Source organism: Sediminihabitans luteus (assembly GCF_002797595.1).
Classification (GTDB): Bacteria; Actinomycetota; Actinomycetes; order Actinomycetales; family Cellulomonadaceae; genus Paraoerskovia; species Paraoerskovia lutea.
The window spans coordinates 560,734-582,764 of sequence record NZ_PGFE01000001.1 but is presented as its reverse complement, the minus strand read 5'-3'; the positions used below and the strand labels follow the sequence as shown (position 1 = coordinate 582,764).

Here is a 22,031-nt window from a genome sequence, read left to right as displayed (position 1 = left end):
CCGGACGGATTCACGCTCGCAGCACCTGAGCGGCTATGGTATGGCCGCAGTTGACCGGAGCATCCTGTGCAGCGATGCCGGAGGTCGACGTCGGCGAGCGCGGGGGAGCGGTTTCTGTGGGTGTGTTGGGACGACTTCGTGGTCGTGGACGATCGATCGCGTCCGCCGGCGCCGTCACGGTCTTCGCGACCGTGCTCGTCGCGCTCGCCGTCACGGCGCAGGGCGAGGAGACCGCCGACATCGACCTGAACGACTCGGGCGTGTGGATCACCCGCTCGGCCGGGGCCCAGGTCGCGCGCTTCAACGACGAGGCGCAGGCGATCGACGGCGAGGTCGTGGTCGGGTCGGCGACCTTTGACGTCCTCCAGGACGCGGGCCAGGTGCTGCTCGACGACTCGTCGTCGGCCGCGGCCAAGACCATCGACCCGGCGCGGCTCGACTACACCGCGACCGCCGACCTCCCCGAGCAGGCGACCGTGGCGATGGCCGGTGCCGCCGTCGCGGTCGTGGACGGGAAGAAGGACGAGCTGTGGGTCCTGCCCTTCGAGGACCTGCGCAGGTTCGACGCCGAGGAGACCGAGCCCACCGCGACGCTCGGCGGGCCGAGCCTGCTCGTGGGGGCGACCACCGGCGACGTGTACGCGGTCTCGGCCGCGGCGGGCCAGGTCGTGCACGTCGCGACCGACGCGGACGGGAACCCGGGCGAGGTCTCGACCTCGAGCCTGGACGTCGCGGCGGGTGACGAGCTGGATGCGACCGCGGTCGGCTCCGACCTCGTGGTGCTCGACCGCACGAGCGGCCTGCTGACGCTGCCGGGAGGCGACGAGGTAGAGGTCCGCGACGCCGGGCGCAGCCGCCTTCAGCAGCCGAGCGCCGCGAGCGACGAGGTCGCGTACGCGACGAGCTCGACCTTCGTGATCCAGCCGCTCGGTGGCGGCGAGGCGGTCGTGCACGACGCGATCGGGACGCCCGCCGCCCCCGTGCACGTCGCGGGCTGCTACTACGGCGCGTGGTCCGGATCGGGCAAGTACCTGCGCGACTGCGCGGGCGACGCGCACGACGTCGCCGGCACCCTCGACGGGTTCGACGAGGACAACCCGCTCGAGTACCGCGTCAACCGCAAGGTCGTCGTGCTCAACGACCTCGCCTCGGGCACCGTGTGGATGGCCGCCGAGCAGTTCGAGAAGGTCGACGACTGGGAGGTCCCCGTCGACGAGAGCGCGGCCGAGGGCGAGGAGTCCGACGCGTCCGAGACCATCCCCGAGGTGACCGACGAGTTCCTGGTCAACCGTGGCGAGAAGAACCGCGACCCGGTCGCGGCGAACGACGCGTTCGGCGTCCGCCCGGGCACGTCGACGCTGCTGCCGGTGCTGGGCAACGACATCGACCCGGACGGCGACGTCATGACCGCGACGGTCAAGGGCGACGGCCCCGAGAACCTCGACGTCCAGCGGGTGCTCGACGGCGGTGCGCTGCAGGCCGTCGTCCCCGAGGACGCGACCGGGACCGCGACGTTCACCTACCAGGTCGACGACGGACGCGGCGGCACCGACGAGGCAACGGTCAAGCTCACGATCTCGCCCTGGGACAAGAACGAGGGCGCCGAGCAGATCGGCACCCCGGTGCTCACGCTCGAGCGCGGCACGACCGCCTCGATCAACGTGCTGCAGTACTTCCGCGACCCCGACGGGGACCCGCTCCAGCTCGTGCGCGCCGAGGTCGAGGGCAAGGACGACGTCGAGGCCCGGCCCGACGGCACCGTGACCTTCCGCGACGCCGGAGGGTCGACGGGGCGCAAGGAGGTCAAGATCACCGTGAGCGACGGCAAGATGGTCGCCGAGGGGCAGCTCTGGGTCCAGGTCAAGCCCAACGAGCCGCTCCCGCCCGTCGCGGTCGCCGACCACGTGACCGTGCCCGCGGGCGAGACGATCACGGTCGAGCCGCTGACGAACGACACCGACCCCAACGGGGACGAGCTGCGGCTCGCGGGCGTCGACCAGGCGAAGGGCGCGACGATCAGCACGAACGTCGGCGCGGGCACGTTCCGCTTCACCGCCCCCGAGGTCGGGGCCTACGACGTGCTCTACAAGGTGACCGACGGCCCCGAGACGGTCACCGGTGTGGTCCGGGTCGACGTCGTCGACCCCGAGGCCAAGGACGCCCCGCCCATCGTCGTCGACGACGTCGTGCTGCTGCCCAGCGGCGGATCCGCGCTCGTGGACGTGCTCGCGAACGACCAGGACCCGTCAGGCGGCGTTCTCGTCGTGCAGGACGTCGAGGTCGCCGACGACGCGGGCGTCACGGTCGCGGTGCTCGCGCACCAGGTGCTGCGCGTGACCGAGCTCCGCCGACCCGCGTCGACCGTCCTCGTGCGCTACACCGTGTCCAACGGCACGGCGACCGCGACGGGCACGGTGCGCGTCATGCCGGTGCCCGAGCCGGAGGAGTTCTCCCCGCCCCAGGCGGTCGCCGACGACGTGGTGGTCCACACGGGTGACGTCGTCGACATCCCCGTGCTGCGCAACGACACCCACCCCGACGGCCTCTCGATCGAGCTGGTCGACGAGCTGACCGAGAACACGGAGCCCGGACTCGGCGACGCGTTCGTCTCGGGCGACATCGTGCGCTTCAAGGCGGGCGACGACGCGGGGACCGCGCACGCCGTCTACTCGGTGCGCGACGTCAACGGCCAGGTCGACTCGGCGCAGATCACGATCCGCATCCAGGAGGGTGAGGACAACTCGCCGCCCCAGCCGCGCGACGTCGTCGCCCGGGCGCTCGCGGGTCAGCAGGTGCGCATCGAGATCCCGACCGCCGGGATCGACGCGGACGGTGACTGGGTCCGGCTGACCCGCGTCACGAGCGCACCCACGATGGGATCGGTCAAGGTCGACGACGGCGCGGTCGTGTACAGCCCGATCGACTCGGCGACCGGCACCGACAGCTTCACGTACGAGGTCAAGGACTCGCGCGGCCTCAGCGCGACCGGCACGGTGCGCGTCGGGATCGCGGCACCGCCGCAGTTCAACCAGCCGCCGGTCGCGACCGACGACGTCGCGCTCGTGCGCCCGGGCCGCGACGTCGCGATCAGTGCGCTCGCGAACGACTCCGACCCCGAGGGCAACGCGATCTCGCTCGTGGCGAGCGAGATCTCGGACGACAGCACGCTCGAGCCGACCGCTCAGGGCACGTCGATCGTCGTGACGACGCAGGACGAGGGCACGCAGGGCTTCTACTACACGATCGAGGACACGTTCGGCGCGCGGGCGTCGGCCGCGGTCTCCGTGACCGTCGACGCCGAGGCTCCGCTCCTGCGGCCCGTGCCGCACGACGACGTCGTGCCCGACGAGGACGTCGTCGACGCGACGAGCGTCACGGTCGACGTGCTCGACAACGACGCCGACCCCGACGGCACCGCGGACGCCCTCGAGGTCTCGACCGAGGCGCCGACCGCGACGGTCGGGGACGACGGGGTCATGACCGTCGAGCTCACGGACGCCCCGCAGCTCCTGCGCTACGTGGTGACCGACCAGGACGGTCTCGCCGGGCAGGCGTTCGTCCGTGTCCCGCCGCTGCCGGGCTCGGAGGACGCTGCGGCGGACGACCCGGAGAACCGGCAGCCGCCGATGCTCCGCCCCGGCGCGCCCGAGCTCTCGGTGCTCGACGGCGAGCAGCTGACCTTCGCGCTCTCCGACCAGGTCGTCGCCGCCGACGGGCGCTCGGTGCGCCTGACCGGCGCGAGCTCGCTGCGCGCGCTCAACGGGGACGTCACGGCGCCCGACACCACGTCGCTCACGTTCACGCCGCAGCCGGAGTTCACCGGGACCGCGACGGTCTCGTTCGAGGTCACCGACGGCGACGGGCCTGGAGATCCGGACGGCCTCACCTCGGTGCTCTCGGTGCCCGTGACGGTGCTCCCGCCGGCCAACGTGCCGCCCGAGATGCAGGCCTCGGCGCTCGACGTCTCGTCGGGCGACCACAGCACGCTCGACCTCGCCAAGACCGCGACGGACGCCGACGGCGACCCGTTGACGTTCACCGTCGGGCAAGGGGCGCCCGCGGGCGTGACCCTGACGCTCGTCGGCTCGACGGTCACCGCGGAGGCCGACCCGAGCGCGGTCAAGGGCACGGTCGCGGACGTTCCCGTGACGGTCACGGACGGCGAGAGCGAACCCGTCGCGACGAGCCTGCGCGTGAGCGTGGTCGCCTCGACCCGGCCTCTCGCAGTCGCGAACGAGGACGTCGTCGCGGAGGCCACGCAGGGGATCGCGAGCACGGTCGACGTGCTCGGCAACGACATCGACCCGTTCAAGAACGAGGGGACGGGCCTGGACCTCAAGTCGGCACGACTGACGAACCCCGACGGCGAGGTCCGGATCGACGGGGACTCGGTCGTCGTCACGCCCAACCCCGAGTTCCACGGGTCGATGGTCGTGGTGTACCGGATCGGCGACTCGACCCACGACCCTGACCGCGAGGTCGAGGGCAAGATCACGCTCACGGTGCTGGGACGTCCCGACGCGCCGGCCATCCCGACGATCGACGACGTCCGCAGCAAGACCGTGGTGCTCTCGTGGGAGCCGCGCGCCGACAACGGCACCCCCATCACGGGCTACGTCGTGACGTCGGACCAGGGCGACACCTTCGCGTGCGAGACGACGACGTGCACGCTCGAGGGACTCACGAACGACGTGACCTACACGTTCACGGTCGTCGCCGAGAACAAGGTCGGCCCGTCCGACCCGTCGCCGCCCTCGCCACCGGCGCGCCCGGACCAGAGCCCCGACGCGCCCGACGCCCCGACGCTGGGTCTGGGCGACGGACAGCTCACGGTGACCTGGGAGAACAAGACCTACTCCGACCGGTCGCCCATCCACTCCGTCAACCTCATGATCTCGCCCGCACCGCCGACCGGATCGGCCGAGAAGAAGGGCGTGACCGGCACCGAGATCGTGTGGGACGGCCTCGCGAACGGCACGCCGTACACCGTGATGGTGCAGGCCGTGAACGACGCGCCCCTGCCGTCGGACTGGAGCGTCGCGTCCAAGGCCGAGACGCCCACGACCGTGCCGAGCGCACCGGGCACCCCGACCGTCTCGATGGGCGGCCTCGGCAGCACGGTGCAGGCCGAGGTGTCGTGGAAGGCGCCGTCGGACAACGGTGGCTCTGACATCTCGGGCTACGTGCTCGAGGTCTACGAGGGCAGCTCGCTCAAGAGCACGCTCGAGGTCAAGGGCGCGACCACCTCGCAGGCCGTGGACCTCAAGGCCAGCACGTCGGGCTACCAGTTCCGGGTCAAGGCCAAGAACCGGGCGACCGAGGAGCTCAAGATGACCGCGCCGTGGTCGGGCAAGTCGAACGCGGTGCGTGCCTATGCCAAGCCGGGCACCGTCACGGGGGTCAAGGCCACCCCGACGGGCTCCAACGGGCAGGCCAAGGTGACGTTCTCGGCGATGTCCGTCGCGGGCGTCGCGTCCGGCGAGCTCTCGTACCAGGTGTCCCGCGACAACAACTCCTGGAGCGCCTTCTCGAGCGGCGGGACCGTCAGCGGCTTCACCAACGGGAAGACGCAGGACGTCTACGTCCGTGCCGTCGTCAAGGTCGGCGGCGTGACCACCCCGGGTGGGTCCGGGTCGGCGTCCGTCTCGACGTACGGGCCGATCCCGACGCCGCAGATCTCGGCGTCCCGGGCGAACAACGGCGTGTCCTTCTCCTGGAGCAGCTCCGGCAACGGGCGCAGCTACACCGCGACGCTCTCGGGCGCGGCGAGCGGGACCGTGGGTGCCAGCGGATCGAGGACGGTCTCGGCGGGTCCGGGCCAGTCCAAGGAGGTCTGCATCACCGTCACGGCGGCCAACGGCGAGGGCGGTAGTGCCAAGGACTGCGCGAGCGGGAGCGCGTTCGACGTCGAGCTGACGTCGTCCGCCGGGTCACGCGTCTCGATGTCCGACTGCCGTAACAACTGTGCCTACATGGTGGTCACGGTCCGTTATGCCCAGCCCAACACCGACTTCACCGCGCATTGCCACGACCCCAACTGGACGAACAGCTACGCGAACCCGGGTCGCACCAACGCCGACGGCTACGCCTCGATGCAGCTCTCCTGCTACCACGACGTCAGTGAGACGGCGTGGACGTCGACCGACAAGTGGGGCAAGGCATCGAACTGGTAGGTCCGGAGGCGCCACGCGGCGCCTCCGGGTCCACCGTCCGCACCTCGACCGATCAGAAGGACTCCCGATGACCACGACCATGACTCCCGAGCAGGCGACCTGGTTCGCCCAGACGTTCACACGCCTGACCCAGAACGTCGGCACCGCCGTCCTGGGCAAGGACGAGGTGGTGCGTCTCGCGATGACCTGCATGCTCGCCGAGGGGCACCTGCTGCTCGAGGACGCGCCCGGCACGGGCAAGACCGCGATGGCGCGCGCCATCGCGGCGAGCGTGCAGGGGTCGCACAAGCGCATCCAGTTCACGCCCGACCTCCTGCCGTCCGACGTCACGGGCGTGACGATCTACGACCAGAAGACCGGGTCGTTCGACTTCCACGAGGGTCCGATCTTCGCGTCGGTCGTGCTCGCGGACGAGATCAACCGTGCGTCGCCCAAGACGCAGTCGGCGCTGCTCGAAGTCATGGAGGAGGGCAACGTCACGGTCGACGGCGTCCGGCACTCCGTGGGACGCCCGTTCATGGTCGTCGCGACGCAGAACCCGATCGAGCAGGCCGGCACCTACCGCCTGCCCGAGGCACAGCTCGACCGGTTCCTGATCAAGACCTCGATCGGCTACCCGAACCACGCGGCCACCGTCGAGCTCCTCGCGGCGGCGTCGGTGCGAGACCGCAGCGCGGCGCTGTCCCCGATCGTCACGACGCAGGCCGTGACCGAGATGGCCGACCTCGCGGCGACCACGCACGTCGACGGTGCGGTGCTCGACTACGTCTCGCGGCTCGCGGAGGCGACGCGCGAGTCGTCGAGCACCCGGCTGGGCGTCTCGGTGCGTGGCGCGCTCGCGCTCGTGCGCTGCGCCAAGGTCTGGGCCGCGACCCAGGGTCGGCACTACGTGCTGCCGGACGACGTCAAGCACCTGCTCCAGCCCGTGTGGGCTCACCGCGTGGTGCTCGACGCCGAGGCGGAGTTCGCCGGGGCGACGGCCGAGGGCGTGATCGACGACGTGCTCGCCGCGGTCGCCCCGCCGCAGGAACGCATGTCGGCCTGACCATGTCCCGTCCCTCCTTCGCAGACTCCCGCCTCGTGACCTCGGGGCGTCGCACGCTCGCGCGCGCGAGCGCCCCGCTCGTGCGGGTCACGGCCCGCCCGGTCGCGGCGGTGCGCCGCGCCGGCGCGGCCGCGCGGCCCGTCCTGGCGCTCGTGAGCCCGTTCGGCTGGGCCGTGCTCGTCGCCACCCTCGCCTGCTGGGCTGCGGGCCTCGCGCTCGGGTGGGAGGAGCTCGTGGTCGTCGCGGTCGTGTGCACCGTGGCGCTCCTGGGCGCGGTCGTGTTCGTGCTCGGGCGGCTGCGCTACGAGATCGGCGTCGACCTGGCCGACCACCGCGTCGTCGTCGGGGACCGCGCGTTCGGCCGCCTGCTCGTGACGAACGCCGGCGCGCGACCCGCGCTGCCCGCGACCGTCGAGCTCGTCGTGGGTCGGGGCGTCGCGACGTTCCCGGTCCCGCGGCTCGCGGCGGGCGCCGCCCACGAGGACGTGTTCCGCGTGCCGACGTCGCGACGCGCCGTGATCCCCGTGGGGCCGGTGCGCTCGGTGCGCGCCGACCCGTTGGGCCTGCTGCGCCGTGAGGTCGTGTGGGACGACGCGCACCAGCTCGTGGTGCACCCACGCACCGTGCGACTCAGCGGTACGTCGGCGGGGTACATCCGTGACCTCGAGGGACGAGCGACGAGCGACCTGTCGCAGTCCGACATCTCCTTCCACGCGCTGCGCGACTACGTCGCCGGCGACGACCGGCGGCACGTGCACTGGAAGTCGACCGCGCGCACGGGGCAGCTCGTCGTGCGGCAGTTCGAGGAGACGCGGCGGTCGCAGCTCGCGGTCGTGCTCTCGACGCGTGCGGACGACTTTGCCGACGCGGAGTCGTTCGAGATGGCGGTCAGCGTGGCCGGGTCGCTCGGGCGCCAGGCGCTCATGGAGTCGGGCGCGCTGACGCTGCTCACGCACGCGGGCACGCTCGCGGGCACGGACCGCACGCGCATGCTCGACGACCTCTCGGCCGTGCAGACCGTCGCGACGCGGCTCCAGCTCGCGGACGTCGTGCGCTCGGCCCACGCGTCCCTGCGCGACGCGTCCGTGGTGGCGTTCGTCGTCGGGTCGCGGCCCGCGCCTGCCGACCTGCGAGCCGCCGCGGCGCGGCTCCCCGCCGACGTGCGCGCCATCGCGGTGCAGTGCGTGCCGGGGGAGACCCTCGCACGGCACACGATCGCCGACCTGGTCGTGCTGACGCTCGGCACGCTCGACGACCTGCCCCGGGCCATGCGGAGGTTGAACGACTGATGTCCACCACCGTGCAGGGGGCCGTGACGCCCCCCGGGATCGACGAGGTCGTCGTCCCGCAGTGGGGCGGCGCAGGGCCGCACACCGCGCCCACGACCCCCGCGGGTCAGGGCCGACGCCGCCCGCGGCGCGCGCTCACGCTCGGCGGCCTGGCCGACGGGCTCGTCGTCGTCGTGCTGCTGGTTGCCGCGGCCGTGGGCCTCGGCCCGGTCTGGGGCGACTCGACGTGGGTCGTCCCGGCCGCCGCCGGGCTCGTCCTCGGTCTGGTCGTCGCGTGGGTCGGGGCGGTGCGCCGCTGGCCCGCCGTCGCCGTCGCTGCCGCGACCGTCGTCGCGTACCTCCTCGTCGGCGGGGCGGTCGCGCTGCCCGACACGACGGTCGCGGGCGTCGTCCCCACCCTGGACACGCTGCGCGAGCTGCTCGAGTCGTCCGTGACGGTGTGGAAGGACGCGCTGACCGACGTCCCCCCGCTCGGCGGGTTCCCCGAGCTCAAGGTGCTGCCGTTCCTCCTGCTCCTGCTCGCGGGAGTGACGACCGCGACGATCGCCTGGCGTGCGCGGGCCGCCGCGTGGGCGGTCGTCCCGCCCGCTCTCACGCTCGCGCTCGTGATCGCGTTCGGCACGACCGAAACCGCGTGGCCCCTCGCGCAGGGCCTCGTGCTCGTCGCGGTCGGGCTGCTGTGGTCGTCGTGGCGCGTGACCGAGGCGCGCATCGCCCGACAGGGCGAGATCACCCAGGCCTCGGCCGACGCGACGAGCCGGTTGCGTCGACACCGTCTGCTCACGGGGACGTCCCTCGTGCTGGTCGCGGTCGCGGTCGCGGCGCTCGCGGCCCCGGCGATCTCTCCCGGGGACCGCACGGTGCTGCGCGAGACGGTCGTGCCACCGCCGGACCTGCACGAGTACACGAGCCCGCTCGTCGGGTTCCGCGACTACGCCAAGACCAACGCCGACGTCGAGATGCTCACGGTCGAGGGGCTGCCTGCGGGCGGTCGCGTGCGGATCGCGACGCTCGACACCTACGACGGCGTGGTCTACGACGTGTCGAACGGCGAGCCGGGCTCGGGAGTCTTCAGCCGGGTCGGCCCGAAGATCCTGACCGACGCGACCGGCACGCCGGCCGACGTCCGGATCACCGTCAAGGGCTATCACGGCCCGTGGCTGCCCGACGTCGGCACCCTGACCGCGATCGACTACGAGGGGCCGCGTGCGGCGGACCTGCTCGCGTCGACGTACTACAACTCGACGACGGGGACCGCGATCGCGTCGGCCGGGATCCGCGAAGGCGACACCTACACGCTCAGCGCGCTCGTCCCCGACGTGCCGAGCGTCGACGACCTCGGCGGGTCGACCGTCGTGGACGAGCCGCTCCCGCAGGCGATCAACGTGCCCGACTCGGCCGTCGCCAAGGCGAGCCAGTTCGGCGGGGACGAGACCGACCTCGTCGAGCGCCTCCTGAACATCCGCACCGCGATCGTCGCGGACGGCGTGTACTCGAGCGGCCTCGCGAACCAGGCCCCGTCGCGCCCCGGCCACTCGACGGCGCGCATCGACGAGCTGCTCGGCGGCGACACGATGGTCGGCGACGACGAGCAGTTCGCCGTCGCCTTCGCGCTCATGGCCCGCCAGGCGGGGATCCCGGCGCGCGTGGTCATGGGCTTCTACCCGGACGAGGGCGAGCTCGTCGACGGGGCCCCCTGGGTCGCGACGGGCAGCGACGTGCACGCCTGGATCGAGGTCCCGCTCGCGGGCTACGGCTGGGTCCCGATCGACGCGATCCCGGACGACGACGTCGCCGCCAAGCCGCGGCCCAAGACCGAGAAGGTGCCCAAGCCGCCGGTCATCGACGACCCAGTGCCGCCGGAGGAGCCGTCGCAGGCCGACGTCGGCGACGCCGAGGACGACGACGAGATCGTCGACACCGAGGGCTTCGACTGGGGTCGGGCCGCGCTGATCGCGACCGTCGTGGTCGTCCCGCTCGCACTCGTGGCGGCTCCCTTCGCGGCGATCCTGGCCGCGAAGGCACGACGCCGTACGCGACGCCGTACCGCGCCCCGCGCCGTCGACCGCTACAGCGGCGGGTGGAGCGAGGTCGTCGACACGGCGACGGACCTGGGCCGACCGGTCGCGCTGGGCGCGACGCGGACCGAGGGTGCCGCGCAGCTCGTGGAGTCGTTCCCGACCGCGGACAGGTCCGCCGTCGCGGTGCTCGCGCACTCGGCCGACGTCTCGGTCTTCGGTACCGCGCTGCCCTCGGAGGCGGACGCGGGGACGTACTGGACCGGGGTGGACGGTACGGTGCGGGCCATGCGCAAGGACGCCGGGTGGCGTGCGCGCGTGCGGGGCGCGGTGTCGCTGCGCTCGTTGCGAGGACAAGGACGGCGCGCGACGGGCGCGACGCGAGAGGGGACGAGATGAGCACCCAGGTGTGCGCCGCGTGCGGTGCCGTGATACCCGAGGTCGCGACCTACTGCACGACCTGTGGCTCGCCCGTGCAGGCACTGGCCCCCGCCGCGCCGAGCGCTCCGGAGCACTCCGAGCAGCGGTTCGCCGCGACGACCGAGAAGCTCGGCGGCCCGCCGCGCGTGGCGTCGGGCCAGGGCCTCCTGGGTGCGCCGGCCGGGGCAGGGACGCCGCTCGCCGCGGCCCCCCTCGCCGGTGTCGGACGCCGCGTGGGGGCCTTCGCGATCGACCTCGTCGCGCTGATCGTGGTCGAGGTCGTCGTCGCGATCCTGCTGCTGCTGGCCGACCCCGACGCCGCCATGGACCCGGCGCGCACGCAGGTCGTCTCACTCGCCGTCATCGCGGTGTGGGCGATCGCCCTCGGTGTCGTGGAGGGCGCGACCGGACGCACGCTCGGCGGCGCCGTGCTCGGCATCCGCACGCTCGGTGCGCAGAACCTCGGGAATCCCGGCGTCGGGCGCGGGCTCGTGCGGTGGCTCCTGCTCGCCGTGGGCTCGGCCTTCGCGCTGCTCCCGCTCGTGCTGCTGCTCGTGAGCCCCCGGTTCGACCCCGTGCGTCGGCAGGGCTGGCACGACAAGGCCGCGGGGACGGTCGTGGTCGACGTGCGGGGCGGCGGTTTCGCCCCCGCGCGCACGCCGTCCCTCGAGAGCATCGCCACGCCCGGGCCGGGCTACGGGCAGCCCTTCCCAGGAGCGCCCGTCGGGTCGGTGCCTGGGCCGCAGGGGCAGGCGTTCCAGAACGACGGCTTCCAGAACGGCCGTGCCCAGGGCGGTGCCGGTCAGAACGCCGGTGGCCTGCAGGCGCCCGCACCCGCACCCGTGGCTGGTGGCTATCCCGCCGCGATCGCGGGACCGATCACGGGCGTCCCCGGGATGTCCGGTCAGGTGCCCGCGCAGGCCCCGGCCCCCGCGCCCGGGCAGTTCGCTGCTCCTGCTCCTGCTCCTGCTCCTGCTCCTGCTCCTGCTCCCGCACCCGTGCCGACGTCCATGCCGACACCCGCTCCTGCTCCTGCGCCTGTGCACGCCTCTGCTCCTGTGCCGGCCCCTGCGCCTGCGCCCTCTGCCGCCCCTGCGCCCGCGCCCGCGTGGCCGCAGGCACAGAACGCCCCCGGAGACGAGTTCGACGAGCACACGCACCTCGGCGGCGGAGGCGCGCTCGGCACGCCGCGTCCGGTCGGGTACTCGATCGAGCTCGAGTCGGGCGAACGGTTCGACGTCACGGGGCCCGCGCTGCTCGGGCGCAGCCCTCGGAGCGCGGACCCGCGTTACGTGCTGCTCGTCCCGCTCAACGACCCCACGGTGTCGCGCACGCACCTCGAGCTCGGCGTCGACGGCGGCTGGTGGGTCCAGGACCTCGGCTCGACGAGCGGGACCGTCGTGGTCCCGCAGGTCGGGCCTCCCGTGCTCGCGGAGCACGGCCGCCGGATCCCGGTCTCGGACGGCGCCGTCGTCCAGGTCGGCGACCGCAGGCTCGTGGTGCGAGCGGCGTCGGACCGATGACGGCGCGTGCAGGGGCGCGCCACCACCTGGTCTCCGGCGCCCGGTCGCACCGTGGCATGCGGCGTCTGCTCAACGAGGACAGCTTCGTCGCCGAGGGCTCGATCTTCGTCGTCGCCGACGGCATGGGCGGGCACGAGGCCGGCGACGTCGCGAGCGCGGCGGCCATCGAGGCCGTCCGCCCGCTCGTGGGTCTCGGCGTCCTCGCGGCGGAGGACGTCGTCGCGCACCTCGAGATCGCGCAGGCCGCGGTCCGGTCGATCGACACCGCCGCCGGGCGGGGCGCCGGGACGACCTTCACGGGCGTCGTGGTCGCCGAGCAGGACGGCGAGCCCTACTGGCTCGTCGTGAATGTCGGCGACTCCCGCACGTACCAGATGTCGGGCGGATGCCTCGAGCAGGTGAGCGTCGACCACTCCGAGGTCGAGGAGCTCGTCGCCGCCGGCACGATCACGCGCGCCGAGGCGGCGACGCACCCGCGCCGGCACGTCGTGACGCGCGCACTCGGCTCGTGGCCCGCCCCCGAGCCCGATCTCTGGTACGTGCCGATGGTGCCGGGGGACCGTATGGTCGTGTGCTCCGACGGGCTCACGGGCGAGCTCGCGGACGCGCGGATCGCGGAGGTGCTGCGCGAGCACGCGGGCCCGCAGGAGGCCGCCGACGCGCTCGTCGCCGAGGCGCTCGCCGCGGGCGGGCGTGACAACGTGACCGTCGTCGTGGTCGACGTCGTCGCCGAGCGGGGGCGTGCCGGGGCCGACGCCGCGGCCGCCGTCCCGGGCGCCGAGGACCCCTGGGACGACACGCTGCCGCGCGAGAACCGAGAGATGGAGGGAGTGGGCTGATGCTCCGCTACGACGACGGCGACGGGTGCGCCCTGGTGACCGAGCGGGCCGTGGTCCTGCTCGCCGAGCGCCCCGTGCAGACGCTCACCGACGCGCTGTGGCAGGCGCTCACGGCCGACGCCGGGGTGCTCGACCTGCTCCAGGTGCTGACCGGCACGGGAGGCCTGCGCGACCTGCCCTCGTTCGCGATCGTGGTCGACGACGGCGCCGGCACCCACGTCGCGGTGCGCGGTGACGTCGACGTCCGGCTCGTCGGTGCGGCGGGTCGCGTCGAGGTCGACGGGCGCGGCGTCATGACGTGGGCCGAGCGGACCGTCGACGGTGTCGTCGAGTTCGACGTGGTCGCGTCCGCGATTCCCGGCTCCCGCTCGTACCCGCTGGTCGCGGGGGTCGTGGCCGCCGGGCGCGTGCGACGCGGCACGCAGGTCGTGTCGGGGTCCGAGGCACCGACGTCCGAGGTCGAGGCGCCGTCGCCTTCGTCGGCGTCGCCTTCGTCGGCGTCCTCCCCGTCGGCCCCTGCGTCGGCTCTCGCTCCGGGAGCGGTGCTGGGCGTCCCGGCGTCCTTCGCCGAGCCGCAGGCCACCGCCGACGTCTCGTCGGGCGATGCCTTCAGCGACGCCGCGTCAGAGAGCACCCCCTCGGACGTCGCTCCCGACGCCGTCGCTCCCTCGGACGACGCTCCCGGCGCCGGCGTGCCCGCGGGCGACGCGTCGTCGGACGAGCCTCCGGCAGCGGATGCTCCCGCCGACACTGCGCCCGGGACGGACGTGTCGTCCGACGACGCGCCGTCCGACCACGCGCCGTCCGACGAGGCTCTCGACGAGGTCGGGGCCTCCGACGGTGAGCCGGTCGAGGCAGCACCGGTCGAGGAGCCCGAGATCGACGGCTACACGCACCTGTGGGGCCGCACCGTCGCGAGCACGGTCGAGGCGGCGGCCGTGCGCCCCCTCGAGGAGGACGAGGACGCGCAGGATGCCGACGCGCAGGACCGCGACGCGGCGGGCCACGGCGCAGCCCCCGGCCCCGTGCCCTCCCCGGCGGGCGACGCCGCCCCCGACCCCGTCGTGCTCGAGACGATGGTCCCCGAAGCGACCGTCCCGCCGACGCGACCGCTGAGCGAGGGCATGATCTCGGGCATCCCGCGCGAGCTGTCGACGCCCGGGCCCGTGCACGCCGCGGCGGTCCCGAGCCCGCCCTCGCCGAGCCCCGCGGGTGGTCCTGCCGGACGGCCCGCCGCGCCCCCGCCGCCCACGGACGACGAGCTCGAGGCGCACACCGTGCACTCGTCGGCCATCGCGAGCCTGCGCGTCGCGGCGCAGGCCGCGTCCGCGGCGTCCGGCCCTGCACCGGCACCCGGCCCGTCCGGGCCGATGGTCCTGGCGCGCGTGTGCGCGTGCGGGCGCACGAACCCGCCGCAGTACGAGCGGTGCGTCGCGTGCGGCGCGTCGCTCGAGGCCGACGCGGTCCAGGTGCCACGGCCCTCGCTGGGCACGGTGCGGGTCTCGGACGGGCGCACGGTCGACCTCGACCGCCCGCTCGTGGTGGGTCGGCGTCCGCGCTCGACGACGGCGGCGTCGTCCGACCTGCCGCGGCTGGTCACGGTCGCGAGCCCGCAGCAGGACATCTCGCGCTCGCACGTCGAGGTGCGGATCGAGGGCTGGCACGTGCTCGTCAACGACCTCGACACGACCAACGGGACGGTGCTGCGACGCGAGGGTGCGGCGCCGCGACGACTGCACCCGCACCTTCCCGAGCTCGTCTCGGCGGGCGACGTGATCGACCTGGGTGACGACGTCACCCTGACCTTCGACGACCTGCTGTGACGGAGGACGACCAGTGAGCTCGCGCAGGGTGGCGGCCCCTCCGCCGCGGATCGACGGCTACGAGTACGTCTCGACCATCGGGTCGGGCGGCTTCTCCGACGTCTACTGCTACCAGCAGCACCGACCGCGACGTCGCGTCGCGGTCAAGGTGCTGCTCCAGGAGTGGTCGAGCGAGGCGCAGCGCGCGGCGTTCGACGCCGAGGCCGACCTCCTGGCGACGCTCTCGACGCACCCGTCGATCGTCACGATGTACGAGGCGCGGGTCGCGGACGACGGCCGCCCGTTCCTCGCGATGGAGTACTGCTCGCGGCCCAACATGGGGTCGCGGTACCGCACCGAGCGGATGGGCGTGCCCGAGGTGCTGCGCACCGCGGTGCTCATCGCGGGGGCGGTCGAGACCGCGCACCGCGCCGGGATCCTGCACCGCGACATCAAGCCCGCGAACCTCCTCGTGACCGACTACGGGCACCCGGTCCTGACGGACTTCGGCATCTCGTCGACCGTCGCGCAGGCCGAGCGCGCCGAGGGCATGTCGGTGCCGTGGTCGCCGCCCGAGTCGTTCGCCGAGGTGCCGACGAGCTCGGTCGCGACCGACGTGTGGGCCCTCGCCGCGACCACGTACTCGCTCCTGGCGGGACGCACGCCGTTCGAGGTGCCGGGCGGTTCCAACGGCAACGCCGCGATGATGGCCCGGATCGAGTCGTCGCCCGTGCCGCCGATCGGGCGCACCGACGTCCCGGCGTCGCTCGAGCGCGTGCTCGCGACGGCGATGGCGAAGAACCCGAGCGCCCGCTACGGCTCGGCGCTCGCGCTCGCGCGCGCGTTCCAGAGCGTCCAGGCCGAGCTCTCGCTCGCCCCCACGCCGATCGACGTGCTCGCCGACACGGGCGTCGTCCAGGACCCGGTCGACGACGTCGCCGACGACCCGTTCGACGCCGACCCGGGCACGAGGCTCCGGCAGGTCGTGACGATCGACCCGGACGGCCCGGGCCTGGTCGAGGGGACCGTGCTGCGCCCCGCGGGGGGCCGGGCCCCTGCCCCGGCTCCGGTCCCGTCGCCGTCCACGACCGGGACCCGGCCGACCACGCCCGCGTTCGGACCTCCGGCGCCCGCGCCGACGCCGTACTTCGACCCGGCAAGCGCCGAGGCGGTCGAGGACACGCTCTACCGACCGGTCACGGTCGGTGCCGACGGCCAGGACCCGTCGAAGGGCGCACCGCACGCCACGACCGGTGCGCACCCGGGCCCCGAGCAGGCGCGGGGCGGGCGTGCGGGCTGGGTCCCGTTCGCGGTCGGCGCGGTCGTGCTCGCCGGCCTCGGGGCCGGCGCGTTCGCGCTCCTGTCCGACGCGGGCGACGAGCCGGCGGGCGTCGAGCGCACGGCCGACGAGACCGACGCGGTCGACGACGTCCCCGCCGACAACATCGGCGGGATCGTGCCGCCCGTGACCGACCTCCAGGGCGAGCCCTCGGCGGACGGCTCGACGATCGAGTTCACCTGGACGGGCCCCGAGGGGATCGACGACCAGCGGTACATCGTCCGCAACCTCGACCCGGCCAAGGACTATTCGCCCGTCATCACGAGCGTCGCGTCGTACGTCGCGCCGGCGTCGTCGGGCGACACGTGCGTCGAGGTCGCGGTCGTCGTGGGCGGCCGGGAGTCCGCCAACCCGGAGAAGCTGTGCGTCGGCGCCGACGGCGAGGCGTCGTCGTGAGCGAGATCGCGCTCGAGTACTGCGGCGAGTGGTTCTACCCGAACGACGAGGGGACGATCGACGTCGGCCGGGACGGCGACCTCGCGATCGACGACAACCCGTACCTGCACCGCCAGTTCCTGCGCGTGCTGCAGGACTCGGGCATCTGGTGGCTCGTCAACCGAGGCTCGCGCATCTCGGCGACCGTCTCGGACGCCGTCGGCGGGGTCCAGTCCTGGCTCGCGCCCGGGACCCGGCTGCCCGTCGTCTTCCCGACCACGACCGTGGTCTTCACGGCCGGCCCGACGACGTACGAGCTAGGGCTGCGGCTCACGGGCGCGCCCTACCAGGAGATCCGCTCGGACGACCCGGTGGGCGGCGCGACGACGATCGGCGCGGTCGGGTTCAGCACCGGCCAGAAGCAGGTCATCGTCGCGCTCGCCGAGGCGATCCTGCGCCGCGACGGCACGGGGCTGTCCGAGATCCCGTCGACCGCGGACGCCGCGGCCCGGCTCGGCCTGCCCGTGACGACGTTCAACCGCAAGCTCGACACGGTCTGCGACAAGCTCGACCGCATCGGCGTCAAGGGACTGCGCGGCGGCCCCCGCTCGCTCGCGACCAACCGTCGCGCCCGCCTGGTCGAGTACGCGGTCGCGTCGCGTCTCGTCACGGCGGACGACCTGCACCTGCTCGACGACAAGGACGGCTCCTCGTGCGCCTGAAGGTGACGCTGGTCCGTGCGGACCACAGCTCGGACGACCTGGTCGTGACCGCGGACGCCGCGACCACGATCGGCGAGGTCGCCCGCACGGTCGCGACGCGCGACCCGCGCGCGGTGCCCGGCACGCAGGTGCCGCCGCAGCTCACGCTGCACGCGCAGCTCCCCGGTCAGGACGCGCCCGTGCTCCTGCCGCCCGACGCCGCGCTCGGCGAGGCGTGGATCGGCTCGGGGGCGCGGCTCTCGCTCGTCGACCACGCCACGTACCGGTCGAGCGTCGTGACGGACCGCACGCCGCGCGCGAGCGTGCGCGTGGTCGAGGGGCCGGACGCCGGGCGGTCCGTCGACCTGCCGGAGGGCAGCTACGTCGTCGGCCGGGCGCCCGGGGTCGACCTCATCCTGTCGGACCGGCTCGCGTCCAAGCGCCACGCGCGCATCGACATCGGCGACACGATCGAGATCGTCGACCTCGGCTCGGCGAACGGGGTGGTCGCGGACGGCGCGTCCGTGACCCGGCTCCGGGTCGAGCAGGCGGTCACCGTGCAGATCGGCGACACGTTCCTCGTGGTCGAGCCGCACGCCGCACGGGCGACCGCGGGCGTGGTCGCCAAGGCCGGGCCGGTGCCCTTCAACCGGTCGCCCAAGGTCGAGCCGCGCTACCCGGGGGAGACGTTCACCGCGCCCGAGCCTCCGCGCGAGGAGGAGGAGCAGACCTTCCCGTTCCTGGCGCTGCTCGCCCCGGTCCTGCTCGGTGTCTCGATGTTCGCGATGACGGGGCGCGTGTCGTCGCTCATGATCGTGCTGATGAGCCCCCTCATGCTGATCGGGAGCCACATCACGTCCAAGCAGCGCGCCAAGCGGCGGCTCGCCAAGGCGATCGCCCGGTTCGACGAGCGACTCGAGACGCTGCGCGACGCGCTCGCGACCGAGGAGACTCTCGAGCGCTCGGCCCGTCTCGTCGAGGCCCCCGCCACGCCTCTGGTGTACGCCGAGGCGATGCGTCGCGGACCGGTCCTGTGGACGCGCCGACCTGAGCACTGGTCGTTCCTCAACGTCCGGTTCGGCACGGGCACGATGCCGACCCGCTGCACGGTCGACACCCCGGGCAAGGGCGAGCTGCTCGCCGAGTTCCAGGAGCGGCTCGACGACCTGCTCGCGAAGCACACCGAGGTCAGCGGCGTGCCCGTCGTGGAGAACCTGCACGACGCCGGCGCGATCGGCCTCGCGGGCGACCAGCAGCACCTCGTCGGCCCCCTCAACGCGCTGCTCGTGCAGCTCACGGCGCTGCACTCGCCCGCCGAGCTCGTCGTCGCCGCGATGGTCTCGCCCTACTGGACGTCGTCGCTGCGGTGGCTCACCTGGCTCCCGCACACGTCGTCCGCGCAGAGCCCGATCGAGGGCACGCACCTCGCCGACTCGGCGGGCAGCGCGGGCGCGCTGGTGGCGCAGCTCGAAGAGATCGTGCGCGTGCGTCTCGCCGAGCGGCGCGGGGCGGCGGCGCGCCGTGGAGCGATCCGCGAGGACGACGCGGCCCTCGACCGCGGCGCCGACGTGTCGGAGGGCAAGGTCGACGGCACGCAGTCCCCGCTGCCCGCGATCGTCGTCGTCGTCTCGGGCGACGTCGACGTCGACCGGTCGCGCCTGGCGCAGCTCGCCGAGGCGGGGGCCGACGCGGGTGTCTTCCCGATCTGGGTCGGGGCAGACGTCGCGTCCCTCCCGGCGGCGTGCCGCACGTATGTCCAGGTCTCGGCCACGGGGGCGCGGGTCGGTCTCGTGCGCCTCGGCCGCACCATCGACGACCTCGTGCCCGAGGTCGTCGAGCCGGACGCCGCGCTCGAGTACGCGCGCCGCATGGCGCCCGTGTTCGACGCGGGCGCGCTCGTCGAGGACTCCTCGGACATCCCGCGCTCGGTGTCGCTCGTGACGCTGCTGGGGCACGAGATGGCCGAGTCGTCCGACGCGGTCGTGGACCGGTGGCGGCAGAACCGTTCCCTGCGCGACCGGACCCAGCCGCCCACGCGGCGCAAGGCGGGGAGCCTGCGCGCGATCGTGGGCTCGGCCGGCGTCGACCCGATGCAGCTCGACCTGCGCACGCAGGGACCGCACGCGCTCGTGGGCGGGACCACCGGCTCGGGCAAGTCGGAGTTCCTCCAGGCGTGGGTGCTGGGCATGGCCGCCGAGTACAGCCCCGACCGCGTGACGTTCCTGTTCGTCGACTACAAGGGCGGGTCGGCGTTCGCCGAGTGCACCAACCTGCCGCACTGCGTCGGTCTCGTGACCGACCTGTCGCAGCACCTGGTGCGTCGCGCGCTGACGAGCCTGCGCGCCGAGCTGCACCACCGTGAGCACCTGTTCAACCGCAAGAAGGCGAAGGACCTGCTCGAGCTCGAGAAGCGCGGGGACCCGGACGCACCTCCCGCGCTGGTCATCGTGATCGACGAGTTCGCGGCGCTCGTGGGCGACGTCCCCGAGTTCGTCGACGGGGTCGTGGACGTCGCCCAGCGAGGGCGCTCGCTCGGCATCCATCTCGTGATGGCGACGCAGCGCCCGGCGGGCGTGATCAAGGACAACCTGCGCGCCAACACCAACCTGCGCATCGCGCTGCGCATGGCCGACGAGTCCGACTCGAGCGACGTCGTCGGCGTGCCCGACGCCGCGCACTTCGACCCGGGCATCCCCGGGCGCGGCGTCGCGAAGTCCGGGCCGGGGCGCCTGCAGGTCTTCCAGTCCGCCTACGCGGGCGGGTGGACGACGGCCGAGCAGCAGACCGCCGGGATCGAGGTCGCGGCGCTGCGGTTCGGCGGCGAGGTGCGCTGGGAGGAGCCCGAGGGCACGGTCGTCGAGATCGAGGACGACCTGGGCCCGAACGACCAGGAACGCCTCGTGCGCACGATCGTGGCGGCGGCGAAGCACGCGCAGGTCGAGCCACCGCGCCGGCCGTGGCTCGACGAGCTCGCGACGGCCTACGACCTGCTCCGGCTGCGCCAGCGCACCGACGCCGAGCTCCTGGTGGGTGTCGCCGACCTCCCGCAGGTCCAGGCGCAGGAACCCATCTACTTCCGGCCCGACGTCGACGGCAACCTCGCGGTGTACGGCACGGGTGGTGCGGGCAAGAGCACCGTCCTGCGCACGCTCGGGGTCGCGGCCGGGATCACGCCCCGCGGCGGGCCCGTGCACGTCTACGGGCTCGACTTCGCGGGCGGCAGCCTGCGGATGCTCGAGTCGCTCCCGCACGTCGGGTCGGTCGTGATGGGCGACGACGTCGAGCGTGTGGTGCGCCTGCTGCGCATGCTGCGCTCCGAGCTGGACCGGCGCGGTCCGCTGTTCGCCGAGGCCTCGGCGTCGAGCATCAGCGAGTACCGGGCGCTCACCGGGAACGTGCACGAACCGCGCATCCTCCTCCTGGTCGACGGTTTCGGCGGGTTCCGCGACGACTTCGAGTCGGGCACGGGCAGGGCTGCGTGGTTCGACGTGTTCCGTGACGTGCTGGCCGAGGGCCGCCAGCTCGGGATCCACGTCGCGCTCACCGCGGACCGCGCGGGCGCGGTGCCGACCGCGGTGCGGTCCGCCGTGCAGCGCAACGTCGTCCTGCGCCTGTCCGACGACAGCTACGGACTGCTCGACGTCCCGGGCGACGTCCTCACCCCGGCCTCGCCGCCGGGACGCGCCGTGGTCGACGGCGCCGAGACCCAGGTCGCGGTCGTGGGCGGCACGACCTCGGTCGCCGAGCAGGCGCGTGCGTGTGCGCGGCTCGGGGAGTCGATGCGTCGGGCCGGCGTCGCGCAGGCGCCGCGCGTCGGTGCGCTGCCGCGCGAGTACACCGCCGACGTCCTGCCCGGCTCGACGGAGGGGCTGCCGGTGCTCGGGATCGGCGACGAGACGCTCGGCCCGGTGGGCTGGGCTCCGCAGGGCACCTTCCTCGTCTCGGGCCCGGTCGGGAGCGGTCGCACGACCGCGCTCGCGGCGCTCGCGCGGTCGCTGGTGCGCGCGGTCCCCGGGGTGCGGCTCGTGCTCGCGGGCCGCCCGGGATCCCCGCTCCTGGACGCCGTCGCCTGGGAGCGCACGGCGCACGACGTCGACGCGGTCGCCGCCCTGGCCCAGGACGTCGCGCAGGATCGTGCGGACGCACCGTTCGCGATCTTCGTCGAGGGCGTCGACGAGTACCTCCAGTCGGCTGCGGACGCTCCGCTCGTGGCCCTCATGAAGGCGGCGCAGCGAGGCCAGGGTCTCGTGGTCGCCGAGGCCGAGTCCTCCGGGTGGAGCTCGCCGTGGCCACTGCTCGCCGAGATGAAGAACGGCCGTCGCGGTCTGCTGCTGCAGCCCGAGGCGATGGACGGCGACGCGCTGCTCAAGACCTCTCTGCCCCGGGTCTCCCGCGCGGAGTTCCCGCCCGGGCGGGGCTACTACGTCGCACGCGGTGCGGTCACACGGGTCCAGGTGCCCGTGGGATGACGTGTGCGCATGGGGAGAACTCCCCATACCCAGGCGCC

At 73.8% G+C, this 22,031-nt stretch carries 10 protein-coding genes; all 10 read left to right on the top strand.

Annotated features, from left to right (window positions below):
- Positions 1–74 precede the first annotated feature (74 nt).
- The 10 genes from CLV28_RS02705 (at position 75) to CLV28_RS02660 (ending at position 21,993) form a co-directional block, all read left to right on the top strand.
- The gene (locus CLV28_RS02705; RefSeq protein ID WP_170062612.1) at positions 75–6,173 is read left to right on the top strand and encodes a fibronectin type III domain-containing protein; all 6,099 of its coding nucleotides are present in this window, start codon (positions 75–77) and stop codon (positions 6,171–6,173) included.
- A gap of 67 nt (positions 6,174–6,240) precedes the next feature.
- Positions 6,241–7,218 (top strand): AAA family ATPase, encoded by a 978-nt coding sequence (locus tag CLV28_RS02700; protein WP_239073155.1) that lies wholly within the window; start codon positions 6,241–6,243, stop codon positions 7,216–7,218.
- Between the two features lie 35 nt (positions 7,219–7,253).
- The gene (locus tag CLV28_RS02695; RefSeq protein ID WP_244900134.1) at positions 7,254–8,507 is read left to right on the top strand and encodes a DUF58 domain-containing protein; all 1,254 of its coding nucleotides are present in this window, start codon (positions 7,254–7,256) and stop codon (positions 8,505–8,507) included.
- Entirely contained in the window at positions 8,507–10,924 is a 2,418-nt protein-coding gene (locus CLV28_RS02690; protein WP_100421728.1) for a transglutaminase-like domain-containing protein, read from the top strand. Before CLV28_RS02695 ends, CLV28_RS02690 begins: the two co-directional genes overlap by 1 nt.
- On the top strand, positions 10,921–12,468 hold the full coding sequence (locus CLV28_RS02685) for an RDD family protein (RefSeq protein ID WP_100421727.1): 1,548 nt from the start codon (positions 10,921–10,923) through the stop codon (positions 12,466–12,468). The genes CLV28_RS02690 and CLV28_RS02685 overlap by 4 nt, the downstream gene beginning before the upstream one ends.
- 56 nt (positions 12,469–12,524) lie before the next feature.
- The gene (locus tag CLV28_RS02680) at positions 12,525–13,307 is read left to right on the top strand and encodes a PP2C family protein-serine/threonine phosphatase (RefSeq protein ID WP_239073154.1); all 783 of its coding nucleotides are present in this window, start codon (positions 12,525–12,527) and stop codon (positions 13,305–13,307) included.
- Positions 13,307–15,130 (top strand): FHA domain-containing protein, encoded by a 1,824-nt coding sequence (locus tag CLV28_RS15950; protein WP_100421725.1) that lies wholly within the window; start codon positions 13,307–13,309, stop codon positions 15,128–15,130. Before CLV28_RS02680 ends, CLV28_RS15950 begins: the two co-directional genes overlap by 1 nt.
- 13 nt (positions 15,131–15,143) lie before the next feature.
- Positions 15,144–16,844, top strand: a complete 1,701-nt coding sequence (locus tag CLV28_RS02670) for a serine/threonine-protein kinase (RefSeq protein ID WP_100421724.1) — start codon at positions 15,144–15,146, stop codon at positions 16,842–16,844.
- A complete protein-coding gene (locus CLV28_RS02665) occupies positions 16,841–17,545 on the top strand; it encodes a hypothetical protein (RefSeq protein WP_100422350.1) in 705 nt (234 codons plus the stop codon). The genes CLV28_RS02670 and CLV28_RS02665 overlap by 4 nt, the downstream gene beginning before the upstream one ends.
- Complete coding sequence (locus CLV28_RS02660) at positions 17,536–21,993, top strand: type VII secretion EssC family protein (protein ID WP_100421723.1); 4,458 nt, start codon at positions 17,536–17,538, stop codon at positions 21,991–21,993. The genes CLV28_RS02665 and CLV28_RS02660 overlap by 10 nt, the downstream gene beginning before the upstream one ends.
- Positions 21,994–22,031 lie beyond the last annotated feature (38 nt).